16 protein-coding genes and 2 pseudogenes are annotated in these 19,001 nt (G+C 67.1%); 11 read left to right on the forward strand and 7 right to left on the reverse strand.

Annotated elements, in window-relative coordinates; translation table 11 throughout:
• Positions 1-162 precede the first annotated feature (162 nt).
• From ACZ601_RS10015 to ACZ601_RS10030, 4 genes and pseudogenes are all read right to left on the reverse strand, one after another.
• Positions 163-1,320, reverse strand: coding sequence for a tyrosine-type recombinase/integrase (locus tag ACZ601_RS10015; RefSeq protein WP_469535325.1), 1,158 nt, complete (start codon positions 1,318-1,320; stop codon positions 163-165).
• Positions 1,320-1,508 carry a helix-turn-helix domain-containing protein gene (locus ACZ601_RS10020; protein ID WP_469535328.1) on the reverse strand — a complete coding sequence of 63 codons (189 nt, stop codon included), beginning with the start codon at positions 1,506-1,508 and terminating at the stop codon, positions 1,320-1,322. The genes ACZ601_RS10015 and ACZ601_RS10020 overlap by 1 nt, the downstream gene beginning before the upstream one ends.
• A pseudogene (gene repSA / locus ACZ601_RS10025) lies at positions 1,505-2,928 on the reverse strand (replication initiator protein RepSA). The gene ACZ601_RS10020 and the pseudogene repSA overlap by 4 nt, the downstream one beginning before the upstream one ends.
• A pseudogene (locus ACZ601_RS10030) lies at positions 2,925-3,190 on the reverse strand (DNA methylase); the annotation flags it as partial. The pseudogenes repSA and ACZ601_RS10030, both read right to left, overlap by 4 nt.
• 72 nt (positions 3,191-3,262) lie before the next feature.
• On the opposite strand from ACZ601_RS10030, the gene ACZ601_RS10035 reads away from it, so the two are divergent.
• From ACZ601_RS10035 to ACZ601_RS10045, 3 genes are all read left to right on the forward strand, one after another.
• Complete coding sequence (locus ACZ601_RS10035) at positions 3,263-3,475, forward strand: hypothetical protein (protein WP_469536440.1); 213 nt, start codon at positions 3,263-3,265, stop codon at positions 3,473-3,475.
• Positions 3,476-4,151: 676 nt separating this feature from the next.
• Positions 4,152-5,438: an SLATT domain-containing protein gene (locus tag ACZ601_RS10040; protein ID WP_469535330.1), complete on the forward strand. Its 1,287-nt coding sequence runs from the start codon at positions 4,152-4,154 to the stop codon at positions 5,436-5,438.
• A 274-nt stretch (positions 5,439-5,712) separates the two neighbouring features.
• Positions 5,713-6,273, forward strand: coding sequence for a restriction endonuclease (locus tag ACZ601_RS10045; protein ID WP_469535333.1), 561 nt, complete (start codon positions 5,713-5,715; stop codon positions 6,271-6,273).
• 231 nt (positions 6,274-6,504) lie between these two features.
• On the opposite strand, the gene ACZ601_RS10050 is transcribed toward ACZ601_RS10045, so the two are convergent.
• On the reverse strand, positions 6,505-7,404 hold the full coding sequence (locus tag ACZ601_RS10050; protein ID WP_469535336.1) for a DUF4365 domain-containing protein: 900 nt from the start codon (positions 7,402-7,404) through the stop codon (positions 6,505-6,507).
• A gap of 618 nt (positions 7,405-8,022) precedes the next feature.
• Between ACZ601_RS10050 and ACZ601_RS10055 the strand changes: the two genes are divergently transcribed.
• On the forward strand, positions 8,023-8,970 hold the full coding sequence (locus ACZ601_RS10055; protein WP_469535339.1) for an alpha/beta hydrolase family protein: 948 nt from the start codon (positions 8,023-8,025) through the stop codon (positions 8,968-8,970).
• 54 nt (positions 8,971-9,024) lie between these two features.
• Here ACZ601_RS10055 and ACZ601_RS10060 read toward each other — a convergent pair whose 3' ends face one another.
• Both ACZ601_RS10060 and ACZ601_RS10065 read right to left on the reverse strand, forming a co-directional pair.
• Positions 9,025-10,053 carry a JmjC domain-containing protein gene (locus ACZ601_RS10060; RefSeq protein ID WP_469535342.1) on the reverse strand — a complete coding sequence of 343 codons (1,029 nt, stop codon included), beginning with the start codon at positions 10,051-10,053 and terminating at the stop codon, positions 9,025-9,027.
• Between the two features lie 47 nt (positions 10,054-10,100).
• Positions 10,101-11,225 (reverse strand): cytochrome P450, encoded by a 1,125-nt coding sequence (locus tag ACZ601_RS10065; protein ID WP_469535344.1) that lies wholly within the window; start codon positions 11,223-11,225, stop codon positions 10,101-10,103.
• An 839-nt stretch (positions 11,226-12,064) separates the two neighbouring features.
• On the opposite strand from ACZ601_RS10065, the gene ACZ601_RS10070 reads away from it, so the two are divergent.
• From ACZ601_RS10070 to ACZ601_RS10100, 7 genes are all read left to right on the forward strand, one after another.
• On the forward strand, positions 12,065-13,264 hold the full coding sequence (locus ACZ601_RS10070) for an ATP-binding protein (RefSeq protein WP_469535346.1): 1,200 nt from the start codon (positions 12,065-12,067) through the stop codon (positions 13,262-13,264).
• The gene (locus tag ACZ601_RS10075) at positions 13,261-13,659 is read left to right on the forward strand and encodes a roadblock/LC7 domain-containing protein (RefSeq protein ID WP_363031229.1); all 399 of its coding nucleotides are present in this window, start codon (positions 13,261-13,263) and stop codon (positions 13,657-13,659) included. Before ACZ601_RS10070 ends, ACZ601_RS10075 begins: the two co-directional genes overlap by 4 nt.
• A complete protein-coding gene (locus tag ACZ601_RS10080; RefSeq protein ID WP_440576401.1) occupies positions 13,656-14,045 on the forward strand; it encodes a DUF742 domain-containing protein in 390 nt (129 codons plus the stop codon). The genes ACZ601_RS10075 and ACZ601_RS10080 overlap by 4 nt, the downstream gene beginning before the upstream one ends.
• The gene (locus tag ACZ601_RS10085; RefSeq protein WP_469535350.1) at positions 14,020-14,625 is read left to right on the forward strand and encodes a GTP-binding protein; all 606 of its coding nucleotides are present in this window, start codon (positions 14,020-14,022) and stop codon (positions 14,623-14,625) included. The genes ACZ601_RS10080 and ACZ601_RS10085 overlap by 26 nt, the downstream gene beginning before the upstream one ends.
• Positions 14,622-15,965, forward strand: coding sequence for a cytochrome P450 (locus ACZ601_RS10090; protein ID WP_469535353.1), 1,344 nt, complete (start codon positions 14,622-14,624; stop codon positions 15,963-15,965). The genes ACZ601_RS10085 and ACZ601_RS10090 overlap by 4 nt, the downstream gene beginning before the upstream one ends.
• Positions 15,966-16,317: 352 nt before the next feature.
• A complete protein-coding gene (locus ACZ601_RS10095) occupies positions 16,318-17,574 on the forward strand; it encodes a tryptophan dimethylallyltransferase family protein (RefSeq protein WP_469535356.1) in 1,257 nt (418 codons plus the stop codon).
• Positions 17,547-18,920 carry a tryptophanase gene (locus tag ACZ601_RS10100; protein ID WP_440576398.1) on the forward strand — a complete coding sequence of 458 codons (1,374 nt, stop codon included), beginning with the start codon at positions 17,547-17,549 and terminating at the stop codon, positions 18,918-18,920. The genes ACZ601_RS10095 and ACZ601_RS10100 overlap by 28 nt, the downstream gene beginning before the upstream one ends.
• Positions 18,921-19,001: the final 81 nt, after the last annotated feature.

Here is a 19,001-nt window from a genome sequence, read left to right on the forward strand (position 1 = left end):
GATCTCCAATCTGCGGTGCGTTGCAGGTCAGAGAGATATTAGATCCGTTCTTACAAAGCAGATGTCGGCAGTTCGAAACTGCCCGCGCCCACCAGTGCAAAGGCCCTCAACCGATCATGGTTGGGGGCCTTTGACATCTACTTCTGACATCAACGGGCGTGGTCATCCACGGTCGGGACGCTCCCGCTTCAGCATGCGGTCGAGGTGACTCACGGCCTCGCGTTGGGTGTCCTGGACGACGTGGGCGTAGATGTTCATCGTGACCGCGATCTGACTGTGGCCGAGGATCTCCATCACGACGCGGGGAGCGACGCCGGCGGCGGTGAGCAGGGTTGCGCAGCCGTGCCGGGCATCGTGCAGCCGGATCACGCGAAGCCCGGCGGTGCCAGCGACCCGGGTGAACGAGCGGTACAGGTTGCGCGGCTCGATCGGCCGGCCGGTGCGTGTGGTGAGGACGTAGCCGGTCTCCTCCCACTGATCACCGGCTGATTCCCGCAGAGCAGCCTGCCGCAGCCGTTCCCAGCGGAGCGGAGCGACGCAGAGGGCGGGCAGGGGCAACGTCTGCTTCCTGCGACGCCCCTTGGGATCGTCCTCGTACGCCTCACCGCGGACACGCTGCCGCTGGGTACGGACCCGGATCTCCCGCTTGTCAAGATCCACGTTTTCCCACCGCAGACCGACGATCTCCCCGCGCCGGAAGCCGAGCGCGATGGCGAGGACGAAGGCTGCGTAGAGCGGGTCCTTTCGAGCGGCCGTGAGGAAGGTCAGCGTTTCGTCGAGCGACCAGGGCGACAGGTCCCGAGCCACGGCCGAGGGCGGCTCCACGAGAATGGCCACGTTCCGCATGACGAGTTCCTCGCGGCAGGCTGCCGTCAGCGCGGTACGCAGGACGCGGTGGGACTCCTTGGCCGTTGCGGCGGTGGTCTGCTGCTCCAGGCGGACGAGGAAACGCTGGACGTCAGCGACGCTCAGCGATTCAAGGCGCTTCGAGCCGAGCATGGGTACGAGGTACAGGCGGATGTGCGTCTCGTACTTCGCGTAGGTCGTCCGCTTGCGGCGCGGCTTGATGATGTTCTCCAGCCAGCACGGCAGCCACTCAGAGAGCTTGGCCGACCGCGTGGGCACGGGGACGCCCTGGTCCACTTTGGCGAGCAGGTCACGGCGCTTGGTGTCGCATTCGGTCCAGGTCTTGCCGTAGGCGAACTTGCGGGCGCGGGTGCCGTCCGGTTGGAGGACGTAGACCGCAGCTTGATAGCGGCCGTCCTTGCGCTTGGTGATGGTGCCGGCGCCGTTGGGGTTGCGCTTGCGCTGGGGAGGCATCAGGCGGCTTCCTCGATCTCGTTGACGATGAAGTCCCGCACGGCGTCGGCGGGCATGCGCCGGGACCGGCCGATGGTGATGGAGGTCAGGCGGCGGGAGCGGACCAGGTCGTAGAGGGTGGAGCGTCCGAGCTTGAGCCGCGCCATAACCTCGGGCACGGTGAGGAGTTCGGCGGTGGCGGTGGTCATGCGTCGGCCCCTTCCAGAGCAAGTCGGTCTTGCAGCTCGGCGCGGTGTTCGCGGGTGTGGTCGCGGTTGTGTTGGATGTCGCGGTGGATGTTGGCGGCGAGCCAGGATTCGCCGGGGGTGTGGCCGTGGCCGGCGTAGGTCCAGTGCGCGAGCGTGAGCGTCGTCGCCTCGGGGCGGCCGTCAGGATCGGGCAGGCCGAGGGCGGTACGTTGCTGGGCGGCGCGGTAGTCGGCGCGGACCTGGCGGAGGGCGCCGAGGGTGGTGGAGTACGCGCGGGATTTGGTGGAGAAGTGCCCTCGGAAGCCGAGCATGTGCGCCCAGTCGCGGAGCTTGCGATCGGGGTAGGCGTGGTGGAGATCCAGGCACGCTTCGATCAGCCGGCGGGGATGGTCCGGGACGCCGAGGAGGATCAGCGATTCCTTGTTGCCGACGCGGTGGTTCACGGTCCCGGTCGTCTCAGCCGCTTTCGTGGCGTACTTGGCGACGTAGGAGGCCACGGCCTGTTCGGTGAGGTCTTCGCCGTTGCCGAACGCTCCGATGGGCTGGACGTCGAGCTGTGTGCCCCAGCGCAGTACCCAGGGCGTGGGGAACCCGGCTTCCTCATTCGCGGGCACGGTGACCTCAACCCGAGCAGCGGCCGCAGAGATCGCGTCGTCCAGAAGGCCGAGGGTGGCCCAAGGCGGGGGCGGTGAGTCCGGCCCGTCTGGTCCGTCGAAGCGGATCACCGCGTGGAAGTGGACCGCTCCCCGCTTCTGATACTCCGCGACCTTGCCAAAGGACAGCCGGGACTGTTCGCGGGCTGCTTTCTGGGTGAGGCCGGCACGCTTCGCGATTTCGCGGCGGAGGTAGATCGTGAAGTAGCGCCAGAGGTCGGAGGCGTGGTTGTTCCACAGCACCGCGCCCGCGTAGTCGTATCTGTCGGGGTCGAGCGGGGTCCCCAGTTCCGGTGCGGTGTCGGCGTGGTGGGTGCCGCAGCGGCAGGGCCGGTTCCCGGGCCGGTTGTGGACGGGGCCGAACGAGGGGGCGGTGAGGGTGGCGAAGACCCGAGGGTGCTCCCGAACCGTATGGGGAGTGCCCTTGTCCGGGTCGCCGGTGAGGCCGGCGCGGATGAGGTGGTAGGTGTCGCCGGCGTAGGTCCAGGCGTAGGTCCAGGCGCAGGCGGGGCAGCGGGAGGCGCGGCGGTTGCCGCAGGCGATCCGTAACCGGCCGCCGGGCTCGGTGTCGGTCGTGTAGTGGTGCAGCAGGGTGCCGGTGGCCCGGTCGGTGGTCTTGGTGGCGCCGGTGAGGTGGATGGGCTGGGCGCATCCTCCTGTGCGGCGGATCTGCTCTTCCCAGCGGTCGAAGTCCGCGGAGCCGGCCACCCTCAGTAGTCGCTCAGGGCTACCGGGTCCAGGCCCGCCGCGGTGGCGGTGTCGGTCATACGAGCACCTCTTGCCGGCAGGTGAGAAACGCCGTCTCGATCCACTGCGTGTAGGCCGGGGGATCGCCTCGGTGAGTTCCTCGCGGATGTCAGTCCAGGTGATGCCCATCGCGCTCTACATCTCGGGGACGGTGGCCTTGCCGCCGCCGGAGCCGTACGGGGCGACGTAGGGCCCTTCCCGGTAGACGCCGTGGCGGTGGCCGCGGACGTAGCCCCGGTGCACTCGGTGGGTGGGACGGGGGGTGGTCCAGGTGCCGAGTTCGTTGAAGGGGTGGAAGACCTTTCACCCAGTGGCCTTCTTGCCGCGTGGATTGCCGAGCTGGATGGGCGTGTGGTGGGGCACGTAGCGGTCAACAGTCCGCAGCCAGAAGACGAGGTTGCACGTCTCTGGAGCGAGAAGAGCGGCGCCGAAACCCCACAAGTCGGTGTACTAGCAAGGCTCTTCGTTGCCAGCGACGCACGCAAGGGCTCCTCAGGGCAGTACCTTATGGACGCAGCAGTGTCTATGCCCGGGCGAACGAGCTGCGCTTGGTACTTGAGGTATTGACGAAGGACGCCGCAGCGATCCGCTTGTACGAGCGCCTCGGATGGCAGCGATTCGGCGAGACCACACACAACTTCGCCGGCAAGCGCTTTGATGCCGTCTGCTTCGTGGCACCCGCCTGACAACGTAGAGCTGTTACAGGTTTCTCTACCTCATCAAGGCACCCGGCTGCGCTCCGCTCCGCCGGGCGCGCTTCCCGGCTCTGGCTGCGCCCGCGCTCCTGCCTCCGGCCCGCTCGGCGCTGCCGCCGCCGACGCGCGCCCGCAGTGGATAGGCCCGTGGGGCATGAGACGAGAACCAAGCCCGCGGCTTCACGATGATGCCTCCGGCGGGGGCGCTCAGACTCCGGGATGGGAGGGGCGCCGTTCGCGAGTGCCGGCCGGAGCGGGGTGAGCGTCGTGGGGCTCCCATCCCGTCCGCCTTCGACCCAGGCAGAGCCGAGCAGTCGCGGCCCAGGGCGTCAAGGTCGTTCGTACAGTGGCGCGCTCCACCTTGACGCCCTGAACCACGCCCGCTCCACGACGTGTGGGTCGAAGGCGGACGGGATGGGAGCCAGGGCGAGTGGTGGGTTGAGCGAGCGCGCAAGCGCGAAGCACCTTCCAGGGGCAGGGGTGCGCAACTCCACTACCCGGCAGGAGAGTTATGTGCTTGTGGAGAACAGGGCGGCGGTAGCGTGCCGTTGACGCACACCACCACCCTCGACCGGAAGCCATCCACGATGTCTGGCCTTACCGACGTGCCGCGCGAATATGAACCCGAGACCGCTGGCAGTTACGAACCGTGGGTGGGGGATGTCCTGCATCACCTCGCTTACGAAGACCAGCGGCTATCCGAGGCCGATATGCTAACCCTCCTCCCCGAGGACTTCGTATTGACCTGGGAGGGCGTAGTCGCGATCCTCTCCGCCGCTTGGAAGGCCGATAGAGAAGAACTCAAGTGGACCATAAATGTTCAAATAGCCAGGCAGCTCAGATATGGCAGTGGCGGCGCTTACATCTTCCACAAAAGATATGGGTCACCTGACCGATACAAGCCGTACGTGCGACTTGAGAACGATTTCACCGCAGAATCGGATTCCACTTGGGGTCGCCTCGTTGAAGAGGTAATTGAATCCCTCAATGACCCAAAGCAAGAATATGGATGGAGTCTGGAGCCCACTCAACAGCACGAGTACGCGAACGGCGTTATCGCCTACCGGCGGGACGTAGCGACAGCGGAGCGCCGTATACGTAGGGCTCTCCTGTCGCGGTGGCTCCGGCTGGTACCGCTTGCGGTGGCGCCGCTAGTTCTCGCAGAGGCCGGGTGGGGAAACCTCTGGTCGGAAGACGTACCGGACCTACGCACGTTCAACATCGTGACCATCGCGGTGATACTGGTCCTAGTAGTGGTGTTCCTGGTCGGCTTCCTTCTGCGGGTGAAAGATGAGAAACATGGTGTCAGGTCGGCGTTTCTGCTCCGCAGGGAACTGGAGATCATTCATGATCAATGGATCCTCGGCGCCTCTCAGGCGCGCCCCACGCGGGAGCATAGGAACAGCTACCGGGAGCGCATACCGCGGGTGGTAGAGCGTCTGAGGCGGGATACGCGGTTCTACCGGCGTATTCATAACTGGTTCCAGTGGGGGGTCTTCTTCGCGTCCGTGGGTACCACGGCGACTACGGCTTTCTGGGAGACCCCGCAGCCGGGTAAGACGATCCTGATCGTACTGGGGTCGTTCCTGGCGTTCGCAACCGCGGTGACGGGCTATTTCAAATTCCGTGAGCGGGCATACAACCTTCAGCAGACTGCGGATCAGGTAGAGCAGCACGCCACGGCCTTCGATCTGGGCATTACGCCATACTCGGATGCGGACGCGGCGGTAAACCTGGAGAGGTTCGCGGAGAACGTAGAGATGCTGCGGGTGGAGCAGCGTAAGCGGGAACAACAGTTGGAGCAACCGCATCAGGGTCAGGCCGACGCCATCTGACTCGCAGTAGGACGGCAGTCAGTACGGCCAACCCGAATGAAGCGGCACCTCGTGTGAAACCCTTCTTCTCAGTCTTCTAGGCAGCACCCACCGGGTCAGACGAAGTCGACTTCCGGCACCACCCCGTCCCCCGGCTCGCCCGCGACCTACTCGAACCGCCCGGCGAGGAGTAAGGGATCGCATGAGGCCTGAGTGTCTAGCCGCGTGAGACCCCTGGATGCCGATCCTGGCTGTTCAGAGCGGTGCAACAAGCTGGAGAAGCACGGTTCGCAAAGTGCCGGAGCAGCGGGCCAAGTCCGGGACCGTTGAGGCCAAGGACCTGGAGCTGATCTACAAGCACTTCGACGGGCGTAAGCACGACTTCGAAGCAGTGGCCTCAGCAGTAGCAGCACGGGTGCTGCGTGGCGCCGGAAACAGCTACGTCGAAGGGTGGCTGACACGTCGATCGGGCGATGGTGGTCCCGACTTCGTAGGCCGACTCGACATCGGCAGCGGACTGGCCGGCACCAGCCTAGTCGTCCTCGGGCAGGCCAAATGCGTCAAACTCGACAATCTCGTCACCGCGGAGCAGATCGTCCGGGTCGTGGCTCGGCTTCGCCGCGGCTGGATCGGCGTGTACGTCACGACTGGTGCCCACTCCGTGCCGGCGCAGACAGAGATGGTCGAGGACCAGTACCCGATCGTCTTGATCAACGGCTTGGAACTGGCCAGGGAACTCAGGAGCATGGCCCGGGACGATCACGGAGGAGACCTGGGAGCGTGCCTCGGTCACATCCTCGCCCAGAGGGAGATCGCGATCACGAACCGACGCCCAGAAGAGATCCTGCTGGGTTAGCCCGTCCGTCGTGATCGTGCATGCCTCACCGCCCTGGGCCGAGATTCTGGGTTGCGTACGCGGACGCTGGGGCCCTGCTGGCACTGTTCATTGCGAGCGGTACAGCAGTGAAATACCGCAACCACAGCAACCAGCCGCGGACAACCCTAAGAGAACGACCCCCGACCGGTCCACCTGGCCGGGGACCATTCATCTGCCGGAGGGATGGGGCTGGCGCGGAGGCGCTACCCCTTACGTAGTTAGCTGTCGCCGACCTGTGGCGGCGAACTGGTCTACTAGGAGGAAGGCTCGACCTAGCCCATTGAGTGTCAGTTCGAACCGATAAAAGTCGACCTCGCCAGCGGAATTCATGTATGGGTGCAGGTCGCCCCAGTCATGACGATCGAAGGGATAGTCGTCGTAATCTGCATAGTCGTAGGTCTCTGCATGCAGGCCAACATGTGCCCATGCAAACAATTTAGGGACTACGTCGACGTAACTTGACAATCCTAGGTGCACAGTCCAACTGGCAAGTTGCTCCGGATCCTTACCGTCTTCGTGGTCCACACCTAGGGAGATTGCACCCCGACCTGAGGACTTATTAACCCATTCCTCGATATCGACTACAAGTCGCGCGCCCTCGGCAAGTTTCTCCATCCATGGTCGCGCAAGCTGGAGTTCGCGGATTCGAAGTGTGTAGGGATCGCCTTCGGCGGCTTGACTCAAAGAGGTCCTGGCCCGCTCGTCGAGGACTTGGGTCTCGGGAACTAGCAATTTCCACCCACCGTGAGAGGTTTTGGTGAGCGTCTCATGGCTGACCAACTGCCAGTAGCAACACTTTCTTTCTGGGTGGTAAAGAATTACCGCAACTGGCAATGAGTGATTATTCCAGTACTGAACATGCTTGGCATCTGGCCTGAACCACCACCCGTCTGGGCTCTGCTCTCTGAACCAGCTGAGGCCGCTTTTGATTTGCAGGGCGAGCAGCCGGCCGCTGACCCGCGCTGAGTCCACAACCTCAACATGCGCGTCAATTCCGTAGTCCTCGATTGGCTGCTCACGGAACAGCCAACCAAGTTCGGCCTGGATGGCAAGTTGCGTATGCGTTACACCAACGCTGCCTATCTCGGCGGTCGGGTTACGATGCATCATTCCTCCATCCTGGCCGATGTCTACGGTGGGTGTCTGGCAGATGGCAGAGGCTGATTCATGCGCTTCGCGGATCTGTACAGCAGCTTCGTACCGCAATCACGGTGACCGCCCCCGCTTGCCACCGTCTTTCCAAGGTCTCGTAGCGGTCGGTATGACCACTACTGGCCGATCCGGCTAGAGCTACGGATCAAGAGGCCCCTGACATCCACCTCTGACATCAACGACGCTGGACAAGGGCGTACGTGGGCGGCCCGGTCCGGCCGTCGCCGCAGCGGGAGGCGGGGGGCCGGTGCGGCACCCGGTCGAACTTACAAAGCAGATGTCGGCAGTTCGAAACTGCCCGCGCCCACCAGTAGGACATACGGAGAAGGCCCAGGTCACCGGCAGTATGCCGAGAGCCTGGGCCTTCTCCGTTCCCCCGCGAATCCGGCGGGGGGCGGGAACTGGGGTGAGTGGTGGGTTGGGGAACTGGAACCCGGTTCATTTGGTCGTTCGGCGATCTCTCGATCTCTCGATCTTGTAGAGCACTGGCGGGAAGCTCACGGAAGGTTCCGTTCTGGATGGGCGAGCTTCCAGGTCAACCGAACGAGGTCCGTCCAGAACCATGAGACTGAGTTCATGAAAAGCGTGAGAGTGCAAGACGTCACGTTCGTCAACGGGCAGGTGGAGCTGGCTGGTTCACTGCGAGTGCCGGTCGAGGCCGGACCGGCCGTTGCCGGCGTGGTGCTGGTCGGGGGGTCCGGGCCGACCGACAGGGACAACGGCACGTACTTCCTGCCGATCCAGCAGCACCTTGTAGAGGCCGGATTTGCCGTGCTCTCGTATGACAAACGTGGTGTTGGCCAGTCATCCGGTGATTGGCGCGCGGCGACCATGGATGATCTGGCGGCTGACGCAGTCGCCGGGCTGAGCTTTCTCCGTGCTCAGCCTGAGGTCCGACCTCAAGCGGTGGGGCTTTTCGGGCATAGCGAGGGTGGCTGGGTTGCTCTGCGCGCTTCTGCGGCGCGGGGTGACCTGCCGTGGGTGGTCACCAGCAGTTGCCCGGGGGTAAGCCCTGCCGAGCAGGAACGCCACGCCCTCAGCAACCACCTGAAGGGTCTGCATGGTGAGGGGCACCCTGAGGTCCGCAGCACCCTGGACCTGTACGACCAGCTGGCAGAAGCAGGCCGACGCGACGCCGACTTCTCCACGGCGCAACAGCTCGTAGACAACGCGGGAGCGCCGCCGGGACTCGCCTACTACTGGGGCGACGTGGACGAACGCCTCTGGTCGTTCCTGAAGCGAAAACAGGACCACGACCCGACTCCGGACCTGCTCCAGCTGCGCTGTCCGCATCTGGCGCTGTTCGGTGGTGCGGACACAACGGTGCCGGTTGCCGACAGCATCCGTATCTTCGCCACAGCCGCCTGCCACCCTGCCCGACTTCACCGCGCCACCCTGACTGTGGAGGTGCTCCCGGGCGGTGACCATCGTCTGCAGGCAGAGAGCTCGGCTGCCCTTGTTCCCGGATACCTCGACAAGGTGAGCCAATGGCTCGCAAACCACGTCATGCCGTCAACCGGCTGACCGATGCGGACTTCGACCTGGCCGCACGCATCGACCGGACGTTGCCGCCTTGCGTCAGGCCGTGCTGCGTCCCGCGTCGCGCAGGCGGTGCCAGGTGCGTACGACGGAGGCCAGTCCGGTGCGCTTGGTGCCGGGTGTGCCGGAGTCCCAGTTCCGGGCCGTTGCGGTGAACGTCTCCGGCCGGGGTGCCTCTCCGCCCGGTTGCCGTGCCTGCGTCTGCGTCTGCGTCTGCGCCGCCCGTGCGGTGTGGCGCAGGTCGTCCGGGGCGATCGTGGCGAGCTTCGTACGGGCGTGGTCGAGCAGGGTGGCGGCGGCGTCCGCGATCGCGGCTTCCCCAAGGGGGCGCGCGGGGATGTCCAGGTCCTCGGTCAGGCACTGTTGCAGGGCTGCTGCCAGGTCCCGCAGGGAGATGTCGCGGATCGTCAGGGACAGGTGGGCCGAGAGTCCGGCTTCGCCCACCGCGCGGTGGGCGAAGCCGCGCGGGATGTAGAGCACGTGGCCGGGTTCGAGTACGCGGCGCAGGAGTTGGGGCGAGTCCTCGTCGTCCGGGAGCTCGCCCAGCGACCAGTCCGAGGTCGTCGGCGCGCTGTGCACGTGCCAGGTCTTGCGTCCGGCCACCTGGAGGGCGAACACGTCGGCGTCGTCGCGGTGGATCGCGAGACCCTGGCCGTCGGCGGGGGTGACGAAGAAGAACGCCTCCACGCGCCGGTCCAGTTCGCCGGAGAGCCGGGCCACCAGGTCCGCAGTGGGGCGGTGCCACTGGTCGACGTGGCGCAGGAGCAGCGTCGCCCCGGCGCGCAGGAGGCCGACGACCTTCGCGCGGTCGGCGAAGCCGTGCTGCGTCGTGCCGTTGACCACGCGTGACGTGGTGTACGCCTCGGCCGGGACGGTGACCTTGTTGGAGCGGACCATTTCCAGATAGGGCGTCCGCAGCAGCCCGGAGTCGAATGCGGCGTCCAACTCGTCGAGGTCGAACGGCGAGGCGAGTGTCTCCGGCGTGAAGACCGCGGGCTTGTGCTGCCACTGGTGGCTGCTGAAACTCTCGACGTCACCGACCCAGTCGGCCAGCGTGGGCGATTCCATGGCGTTCCCGTGGTGTCAGCGCGGTCGGGGGGCAGGGTGCGGTGACGTCACGCTCCGGATTCCGCGTTGAACCGCACCGAGAGCAGGGAGCGCAGCGGGACGTTCGTCTCCTGCTTCGGGTGCTTCGGGGCGCGAATGGTGAGCCGGTTGTCGAGAGCGACGGTCAGCAGACGTTCGGCCAGGGGTACGACCAGGTGCTTGGCCCAGCAGCGGGCGCCGTCGAACCCGAACGGCATGTACGCGGGCGTCTTCTCGGGATCCGGCACCCCGGCCCACCGCTCGGGCCGGAAACTCATCGGCTCCGACCAGTAGTCCGGGTGACGATGCATCAGGAGCGGGAACAGTGCGACGTTGTCCTCGCGGCGGATCTCGGGGTGCAGGCCGGTGTACGCGTCCCCGCCCGTCCGGTACAGCATCCACGCGGGCGGCAGCAGCCGCAGCGTCTCCCACAGGACCGCGGTGAGTTCCGCGCGGGCCGCACCCTGTTCGCGCCCGGCCGGCCCCGTGAGCTGTTCCCGTCCGGCCGGGCCCGTGAGCTGTTCCCGTCCGGCCGGCCCCATGAGCCACAGCGCGTTGCCGGTCAGCGCGGCCACCCCGTCGCAGAGGGTGGCGGTCGCGCGACGGTACATGGCGATGGCCTGCCCGCGCTCCTGGGCGTCGGAGGCGCTGCGGATCTGCTCGGCCAGCGCGGTACGGCCGTGCCCGTCAGCGCCGGGATCCGGCCATACGGTGACGGCGCGGTCGACGATCCGGGAGAGCGCGGGGGAGCGTGTGATGCCGCGTTTCGACAGCAGGGAGACCGGCAGCGGGTCGGAGGCGAAGAGCCACTGGCGCAGATAGGAGGTGGCGGCGTAGGGCCAGGGGCCGTTCAGCCCGCGTGCCGGAGGCGGTGGGGTGCGGATGACCGCCATGACGTCCTGCCCCAGAGCACGGATCGTCCGGGTCGCACTGTCGTGGGGGATCTCGGCTCCGGCCGCCGGCTTGTAGACCGAGCGCTCCGTCGACAGGACGGGACGCGCCGCGACGACTTCGCTGATCAGGTCGCGGTGGGAGACGCCGACCGTGGTCGCGTCGATCCGGAAGACTTTCTCTTCTCTGTCCAGCAGGTCCTGAATTCGTGGGGCGTACACGATGGAATGGCTGCGATCCGATGCCGCTGCCGTTTCTTCCACGAGAATCACACCTCCATGAAAATGGCAATCAAATGGATTCCTCGCGGCGGGCGGGAATCCCGGGCCATGAACGGGCCGGAGAAGTGCTCAGGCGTCGGCGGGGGAAGCGGTGCGGCTGCTCCCCCCGCCAACGGAGTTGTACTAGATGACGTGCAGGACCCACGCGTGGTTGGCGAGGTCCTCGTCCTTCTTGAACTTCCGTACAAGCGCCTTGATCTTCTTCATGACTACTCCATTTCCTGGATTGCGGACGCGCCCGAAAGTGCGCCCGTGCCATAATCGAAAGGGGCTGTCTTCCCCCACTGGGGGAGTGCCACCGTTTCATTTCTCGCTCACGTTCCCCTAACGTTTCACTAACTTCGAAGAACAGGTCGGCCGCAAGCCCTGGGGTCAGCCGTCCAGGGCGTCGCCGGTGCGTTCGGCGGCCCAGGCGCCTCCGCAGATCTCTCCGGCTGCCTCGACGGCCGCCGTTCGGGCGGATGCCGGAACCTCAGCAGACGCTGGTGGACCTGCTCGGTGGTCGCCACGCCGCAAGAACCCAGGTGCCACAGGGCTGGGCGGAGTGGTGCGCGCTCCGCCACTGTGGGCCTTCACCTCGCAGGCACACCTTCCTCACTGACATGAACATGTGTTTTTTTACTAACGGGGCGACGACGTGGCGGACTTGACAGATCCTCATGATCGTCTGGTGATACGCTCGCGTGCACATGCCACGTGAGCTTTCGCCGTGGCATGGCTACAGCCAGGGGGGCTCTCCGGGCGGTGACGTCTGCCCACAGCCGAGGGTCCGCTTGGACAGATTTCGAGAGCTGGACTCCAGCCCCTCAATAGAGAGTCACATGACGAATTTTTGGCAGGATCCGACAGTCTGGGCGCTTGCCGTCGGCGTCGCTGTCGCCGCCACGGTAATCACTCGCCAGCGAAAAACGATCAAGGCGCTACGTCGTCAGAAGCAGGGCCTTCAAGGCGATCTGACCGCATCACAGGGCAGGGCCGCCGGCTTTGAGTCCAACGTCATCGAGCTGCGCAGCGGCTACGACGAGGTGGTCCGTCAGGCCAAGGAAGAGGCGGAGGAGGCCACAAACACCGTACTGAAGTCGGCCATGCGGACCCTTCAAGGTCTCGCCGCGGAGCAGCAGCGGGCCATCTCCGGGCTGCAGAAGAAGTACGGCGACTCGGCCGTGTTGCGGGACATGCTGGACATCGACCACATGAACTCGCAGTTCAACCGGCGTGCGCAGTCCATCGCTGTGCTGTGCGGTGGGTGGCTCGGCCGGCAGCGGGTGGCCGCATCGGTCTATGACGTGATCCGCGGGGCGCAGGGCCGCATCCGGCACTACCAGCGCATCGAAATCGCCTCACGGGTCGATTTCGCGGTGACCAGCCGTGCCGTCGAACCGATCGCGCTGACGGTGGCCGAGCTGCTCGACAACGCGACCAGCTATTCCGAGCCGTCCACCATGGTCGAGGTCGAGGTGCGGACGGTGCCCAGGGGCATCTGCATCGTGATCGACGACGCCGGTGTCGGCATGAGCGAGGAAGAACGGACGAACGCCACCGCTCTGCTGTCCAGCGGGTCCGCGGTGAGCGTTTCCGAGCTCGGCAACCCTCCCGCGTTCGGTTTCGCGGTGATCGGTGCCCTGTGTGCGCGGTTCGGGTTCACGGTCGCCATCGACAGCACCTCTCCCTACGGCGGCGTCCGCGCGGTGGTGATGGTGCCGAAGGAGTTGTTGACCGAGATGCCCGAGCCCCAGACACCCGCTTCCACGCAAGAGGTCAATGCCGCCGCCGCGAGCCGCGGTTCGGCTCCCGCGGCGGCAGAGGGCGGGCTGCCCCGGCGACGTAACAAGCGCGGCATGGCGCTCGTGCCGGACGGCGGCCGCAGGTCTGATGAAGCGCCGCCGGCCCGGTCAGCAGAGGCACGGGTGGCGGCCATGGGCGCGTTTCAACGGGGCACCCTCAGCGGCCGAGGTGCGGGGGTACCGGCCGCCGAAGGTGATCCCTCTGCCGATTCACACGAAGGATTCGATGCCCCGTGAGCGACGACCTGTCCTGGATGCTTGAGGACGCGCTGCAGATTCCGCATGCTCTCCACGCGGTCCTGATTTCTGCCGACGGCCTCCAGATGTCCCGTACCGCGGAGATCGACAGGGGTGATGCCGACAAGGTGGCCGCCGCCGTCTCCGGCCTGCAGTCGCTCAGCCGGGCCGTCAGCTTCTTCTGCGGTGAGCGCGGAGCGAACTGGCGCCAGACCCTCATCGAGTTCGACGGGGGCTGGGTCTTCCTGAACGCTGCGGGCGGCGGCAGCTACCTTGCCGTGGCGGCGTCGGCCGAGGTCGACATGCAGGACATCACGTACCGGATGCAGCAGTTGGTCAGCCGGCTGGGCAAGGCGATGTCGACCGGCCTTCGCGGCGACACGGTCACCTCATGACCGAACCCGGCCGTTCCGAGCCCGAGTTCGTGTCCGAGGCCGGAGAACTGGTCCGGCCCTACGTCATCACCCGTGGCCGTGACCTGCCCGATGAGGACGAGTTCGCCCTCATCACCCTCGTTACGACGGCCACCGACGAGCAGCAGCGCCCCCAGCGGCTCTCGCCCGAGGAGCAGCAGATCCTGGAGATGTGCTCCAGTGGCTACCTCTCGGTCGCCGAGATCGCCGCGCACTCCCAGCTGCCGCTCGGGGTGGTCAAGGTGCTGCTCAGTTCCCTCGCCGAAGGGGGCTATCTCGTGACCCGGGCGCCGGTGCCCTCGGCCCGTCCCACCAACAAGGCCTTGCTTAAGGAGGTGCTCGATGGCCTCAAGGCTCTCACTGTCTGAGGATGCCTATGTGCCCAGCGGCGCACAGCAGACTGCGGTGAAAATCCTGGTCGTCGGGCATTTCGCCGTCGGCAAGACCACCCTGATCGGATCGCTTTCCGAGATCACGCCGTTGTCCACAGAGGAGCGGATGACGACGCTCTCGGAGCGCGTCGACGACCTCAAAGGGGTCCAGGGAAAGACCACCACCACCGTCGCCCTGGACTTTGGCCGGCTGACGCTGAGCGAGCGCATCGTTCTGTATCTGTTCGGCTCCCCCGGACAGCAGCGCTTCGTGAGTCTGTGGGACGACACGGCCCGCGGAGCGCTGGGCGCCCTGGTCCTGGTGGACCCCGAGCGCCTGGCCGACTCCTTCGACGTCATGGATCTGGTCGAGAGCTACGGCCTCGATTTCGCCGTGGCCATCAATCACTTCGACGGCAGTACGGTCCACACCCCGGAGGCAGTCCGGGAGGCACTCGACCTGCTGCCCGACACCCCCGTCGTCACCATGGACGCACGCGACGAGAAGTCGTCCGTCGACGCCCTGATCACCTTGGTCCGCTATCTGCACGAGCGCGCCGACCTGGAGCACGCATGACAACCCCCTCTGTACCTCCGCCCGGCTGCCCCGCACACGGCAGCGGGCAGCGAATACCCCTGGACAGCGCGGAGTTCGCCGCCAATCCGCACGCGTACTACCGCTACATGCGCGAGCTCGGCCCCACCGCTCCGGTCACCATCGCCCCCGGCGTGGAGGCGACGCTGGTGACCGATTACAACGCGGCGCTGGAACTGCTGCAGGATTCGACGACCTTTCGCAAGGACTCACGCCGCTGGCGTGCACTGGCTGAGGGCCGCATCCGCCCCGACAGCCCGGTCCTGCCGCTGCTGGCCTACCGGCCGAACGCGATGTTCACCGACGGCGCCGAGCACGTGCGGCTGCGGCAGGCCATCACCGACTCCTTCGCCCGCGTCAGCAACAAGCGGCTGAACCGGATCGTCAGCCAGGCAGCCCAGTTCCTGATCAACCAGTTCAGCGCCCGCGGCAGCGCCGACCTGCTTCGCGACTACGCCCAGCAGCTCCCGCTGTACGTGTTCAACGACCTGTTCGGCTGCCCGGCGGAGATCGGTGACCGGGTGCTGTTCGGCATCTCCGGCATGTTCGACGGAGTCAACGCCGAGGCGGCCAGCCAGGTCCTGCTCGGAGCGGTCAGCGAGCTGGTGACGCTCAAGCGCGCCCAGCCCGGGGAGGACATCACCTCCTACCTGATGCAGCATCCGGCCCAGCTGAACGACGAGGAACTGGCGCACACGCTGGTGCTGCTCCTCGGCGCGGGCGGCGAGCCGGAGGGCAACCTGATCGGCAACGCCTTCTACACGATGCTGACCAACGAGGAGTTCGCGCGCCTGGGGCAGTTCGACAAGGCGGTGGACGACACTCTGTGGCGCAATGCGCCGATGTCCAACTACGCGCCCCACTACCCGGTGGTCGACACGGACGTGGCCGGCGACAAGGTGCGCGCCGGTGACCTGGTGCTGGTGTCCTTCGGCGCCGCCAACACGGCGCTTGCGGACCGCGGGGCCGACACCCGCGGTCACCTCGCCTGGAGCGCGGGCCCGCACGCCTGCCCCTCGAAGGAGCCGGCCAGGCTGATCGCCCTGACGGGCCTGGAGACGCTGTTCAACGCCCTGCCCGACGTTGAACTCGCCGTCCCCGCGGACAGCCTCGCCTGGCGGCCCGGCCCCTTCAACCGGGCCCTGGCCTCCCTGCCCGTCCGGTTCAGCGCGGTCACCCCGCGCGCCGCGGCCGCACCGGAGCCGACGGCCGTGCCCCAATACCCGGCACCCCCTGTCGCGGCCGCACCCGCGGCGCCGCAGCCCACCGGCAAGGCGGGGCGCTGGAGCAGCTTCAAGAAGTGGCTGCTGGCGGGCCAGTAGCCCACACCCCCTGTGATGCATGTGACACAGGCAGTTGATGTGGCCTGCATGAAAGATCAACTGCCTGGGTAGGACGGCGCGGAGTGTCTGGAGTGACACAAGATGAAGGAGAGGCAATGGACCGCGCAAGCATCTCCGCGCCCCCACCCGCGAGCGCCCGACCGGGCCCACAGCGCACCATCCCCAGTAGACGGAACCCGTACGGGGGCGGCGACCCCGACCAGCCGCAGGACCGAATACCCGCTGATCCCGGCAGCGGACCGGTCCTCGTCTCCTCCCTTGCCGGCGGAGCACGCCCCCGTACTTCCGCACCGTCCGGACGCGTTACGCGCCACGACGTGCGAGGCACCCGATGACCTCCCGGCCGGGCCCCGGCATACCGGCGACCAGCCCCGGTGAGACGACGCTCGGCGAGCACGTACTCGGTCAACTGCGGCGGCTGGGCGCCGGGGTGGGCCTGAGCGAGGCGGACACCGAGCTGTACGGGCAGGTCCTGGTCGACTCCCTCGCGGGCGCCGCCCACCGGCCGCTGTCCCTGCCGCCGGCCTGGCCCACCTTCCTCTCCGATGACCACAGCCCCGTCGAGTTCTCCCTCGCCAGCGCTCCGGACGCCGCCCCGTCCCTGCGCGTGCTCGTGGAGCCCGGGTGGGCCCACAGCGACATGGCCGAGAGCGGCCGCGCCGGGCTTGCGGTCATCCGCGCGATGGGCGCCCGCTGGGGCTTCGCCACCGACCAACTCGACGCCCTCGCCGACCTGTTCTTCCCCGACGGGGCCCAGGGCCCGCTGGCCCTGTGGTACGCGCTCGATCTGCGCGCCGGCGGGGTCCCAGGGGTCAAGGTCTACCTGAACCCCTCCGCCTCCGGCCCGGAGAACGCGGCCCGCACCGTGCGCGAGGCACTGCGGCGGCTCGGCTACGGCCAGGCCTTCGAGCAACTGCCCCCGGCGGCCGGATATCCGTTCCTCGCTCTGGACCTGGGCGCCTGGACGTCCCCCCGTGTCAAGGTCTACGTGAGAGACCCGAGCATGTCAGCGGATGACGCCTGCGCGCTCAGCCGTACCTCCGGAGCCACGGCGGCCGACATCCGCTACTTCTTCCACGCGGCCGCGGGCTCCCTCGCGCCGTCCGAGCGGGGCGGAGACGACACCCTGCGGCTGGTGCGGCGGCCGGCGCTCACCTGTCACTCCTTCACCGAAGGCGACAGCAACCCGAGCGGCTTCACGCTCCACATTCCCGTGCGCGACTACGTGCGCGATGACGAAGAGGCCCTCGCCCGCGCCACAGCCCTGCTGACCCGGGCCGGCATGGACCCCACCGTCCTGAACCGAAGTCTGGGAGCGCTCACAGAGCGAACCCTCGCCGACGGCGTGGGGCTGATCGCCTACCTGGCCCTGGTGTACGAGCGCGGCCGGCCGCCCCGGCTCACCGTCTACCTGAGTTCCGAGGCCTACCACGTCCGGCCGCCGCAGGAGCAGTACCCGCGGAGCACCTGGATGCCCGCGCGACACACCCGGAGCGTCCTGGACCTCGGGCACCAGGCCGTCGGCCACGTCAGCCCGCACACCGCACAGAAGGAAGTCACATGGAGCCCTACCGCATCAAGGTCGTAGAACCTCTTGCCTTCACCACCCGGGAGGAGCGCGAGGCCGCGCTGAAGCGGGTCGCCTACAACCCCTTCGAGCTGCGGGCCGACGAGGTCACCATCGACCTGCTGAGCGACTCCGGGACCGGTGCCATCTCCGCGGACCAGCTCGCCGCGGGAATGCAGGGCGACGAGTCCTACGCCGGCAGCCGCTCCTTCTACCGGTGGCACGAGGTCGTCTCCGAACTCACCGGCTACCCCCACATCCTGCCGGCACACCAGGGCCGCGCGGCCGAGCGCATCCTCTTCTCCTCGCTGCTGCGGCCCGGCACGAGTGTGCTGTCCAACACGCACTTCGACACCACCCGCGCCAACGTCGAACTGACTGGCTGTACGGCGTACGACCTGCCCTGCGCCGAGGCGAAGGACCTCGACAGCGACTTCCCGTTCAAGGGCAACATCGACCTGATCGCCCTCGAACAGGCCCTGGAGAACGCGGACCGGACGCCCGTTGGGGCCGTGCTGATGACCATCACCAACAACGGTGGCGGGGGCCAGCCGGTCAGCATGGAGAATCTGCACCGCACCGCAGAACTGTGCCGCCGCCACAACGTGCCGATGATCCTCGACGCGGCCCGGTTCGCGGAGAACGCCTGGCTGGTGACCCAGCGCGAACCCGGCTACGCCGACCGCACCCCGCGCCAGGTCGCCGAGGAGGCCTTCCGCCTCGCCGACGGCTGCGTCATGAGCGCGAAGAAGGATGGGATCGTCCACATCGGCGGCTTCATCGGCCTGAAGGACGCCGAACTCGCCGAGCGGTGCGGGGGTCTGCTCATCGCCACCGAAGGGTTCACCACCTACGGCGGTCTGTCCGGACGTGACCTCGACATGATGGCCCGCGGCCTCCTCGAAGTGACCGAGCCGGCCTACCTCGCCGAGCGTGCCGACATAGCCGCCCATCTCGCCGCACGCATCCGCGAGGCCGGCGTCGACATCGTGGAACCCGCCGGTCTGCACGCCCTCTACGTCAACGCCGGGCGCCTCCTGCCCCACATCCCCCCGCACCAGTACCCCGGCACCGCACTCGTCTGCGAGCTCTACCTGCGCGGAGGCATCCGCTCGGCGGAGCTGGGGTCGCTGTACCTCGGTGAAGAGGACGAGCACGGCAACCCCGTCAAGACGGCGCCCTACGAACTCGTACGGCTGGCTCTCCCCCGACGGGTCTACACCCGCAGCCACTACGACCACGTTGCCGCCACCCTCGGGGATATCGCGAAGAACCCCGAATCGGTCCGTGGCTACCGGGTTACGGGCCAGTCCCCGATCCTCCGGCACTTCAGCATCAAGCTGGAGCCCGTGAAGTCCGGCGACTGATCGCGCGGCGCTCGGCCGGGTCTGCCCGGTCGAGCGCCTAGCGTGGCCGGCCGTCGAGTTCCTGGGGGCTGCCGCGGAGAG

Source organism: Streptomyces sp. NPDC104307 (genome assembly GCF_055584045.1).

Excerpts from the sequence above, each read along its gene's own strand:
- ACZ601_RS10015 (WP_469535325.1), bottom strand. The coding sequence starts at position 1,320 with ATGCCTCCCCAGCGCAAGCGCAACCCCAACGGCGCCGGCACCATCACC.
- ACZ601_RS10080 (WP_440576401.1), top strand. The coding sequence starts at position 13,656 with ATGACCGAACCCGGCCGTTCCGAGCCCGAGTTCGTGTCCGAGGCCGGA.
- ACZ601_RS10095 (WP_469535356.1), top strand. The coding sequence starts at position 16,318 with ATGACCTCCCGGCCGGGCCCCGGCATACCGGCGACCAGCCCCGGTGAG.
- ACZ601_RS10100 (WP_440576398.1), top strand. The coding sequence starts at position 17,547 with ATGGAGCCCTACCGCATCAAGGTCGTAGAACCTCTTGCCTTCACCACC.
- ACZ601_RS10055 (WP_469535339.1), top strand. The coding sequence starts at position 8,023 with ATGAAAAGCGTGAGAGTGCAAGACGTCACGTTCGTCAACGGGCAGGTG.
- ACZ601_RS10070 (WP_469535346.1), top strand. The coding sequence starts at position 12,065 with ATGACGAATTTTTGGCAGGATCCGACAGTCTGGGCGCTTGCCGTCGGC.
- ACZ601_RS10060 (WP_469535342.1), bottom strand. The coding sequence starts at position 10,053 with ATGGAATCGCCCACGCTGGCCGACTGGGTCGGTGACGTCGAGAGTTTC.
- ACZ601_RS10090 (WP_469535353.1), top strand. The coding sequence starts at position 14,622 with ATGACAACCCCCTCTGTACCTCCGCCCGGCTGCCCCGCACACGGCAGC.
- ACZ601_RS10085 (WP_469535350.1), top strand. The coding sequence starts at position 14,020 with ATGGCCTCAAGGCTCTCACTGTCTGAGGATGCCTATGTGCCCAGCGGC.
- ACZ601_RS10050 (WP_469535336.1), bottom strand. The coding sequence starts at position 7,404 with ATGATGCATCGTAACCCGACCGCCGAGATAGGCAGCGTTGGTGTAACG.
- ACZ601_RS10020 (WP_469535328.1), bottom strand. The coding sequence starts at position 1,508 with ATGACCACCGCCACCGCCGAACTCCTCACCGTGCCCGAGGTTATGGCG.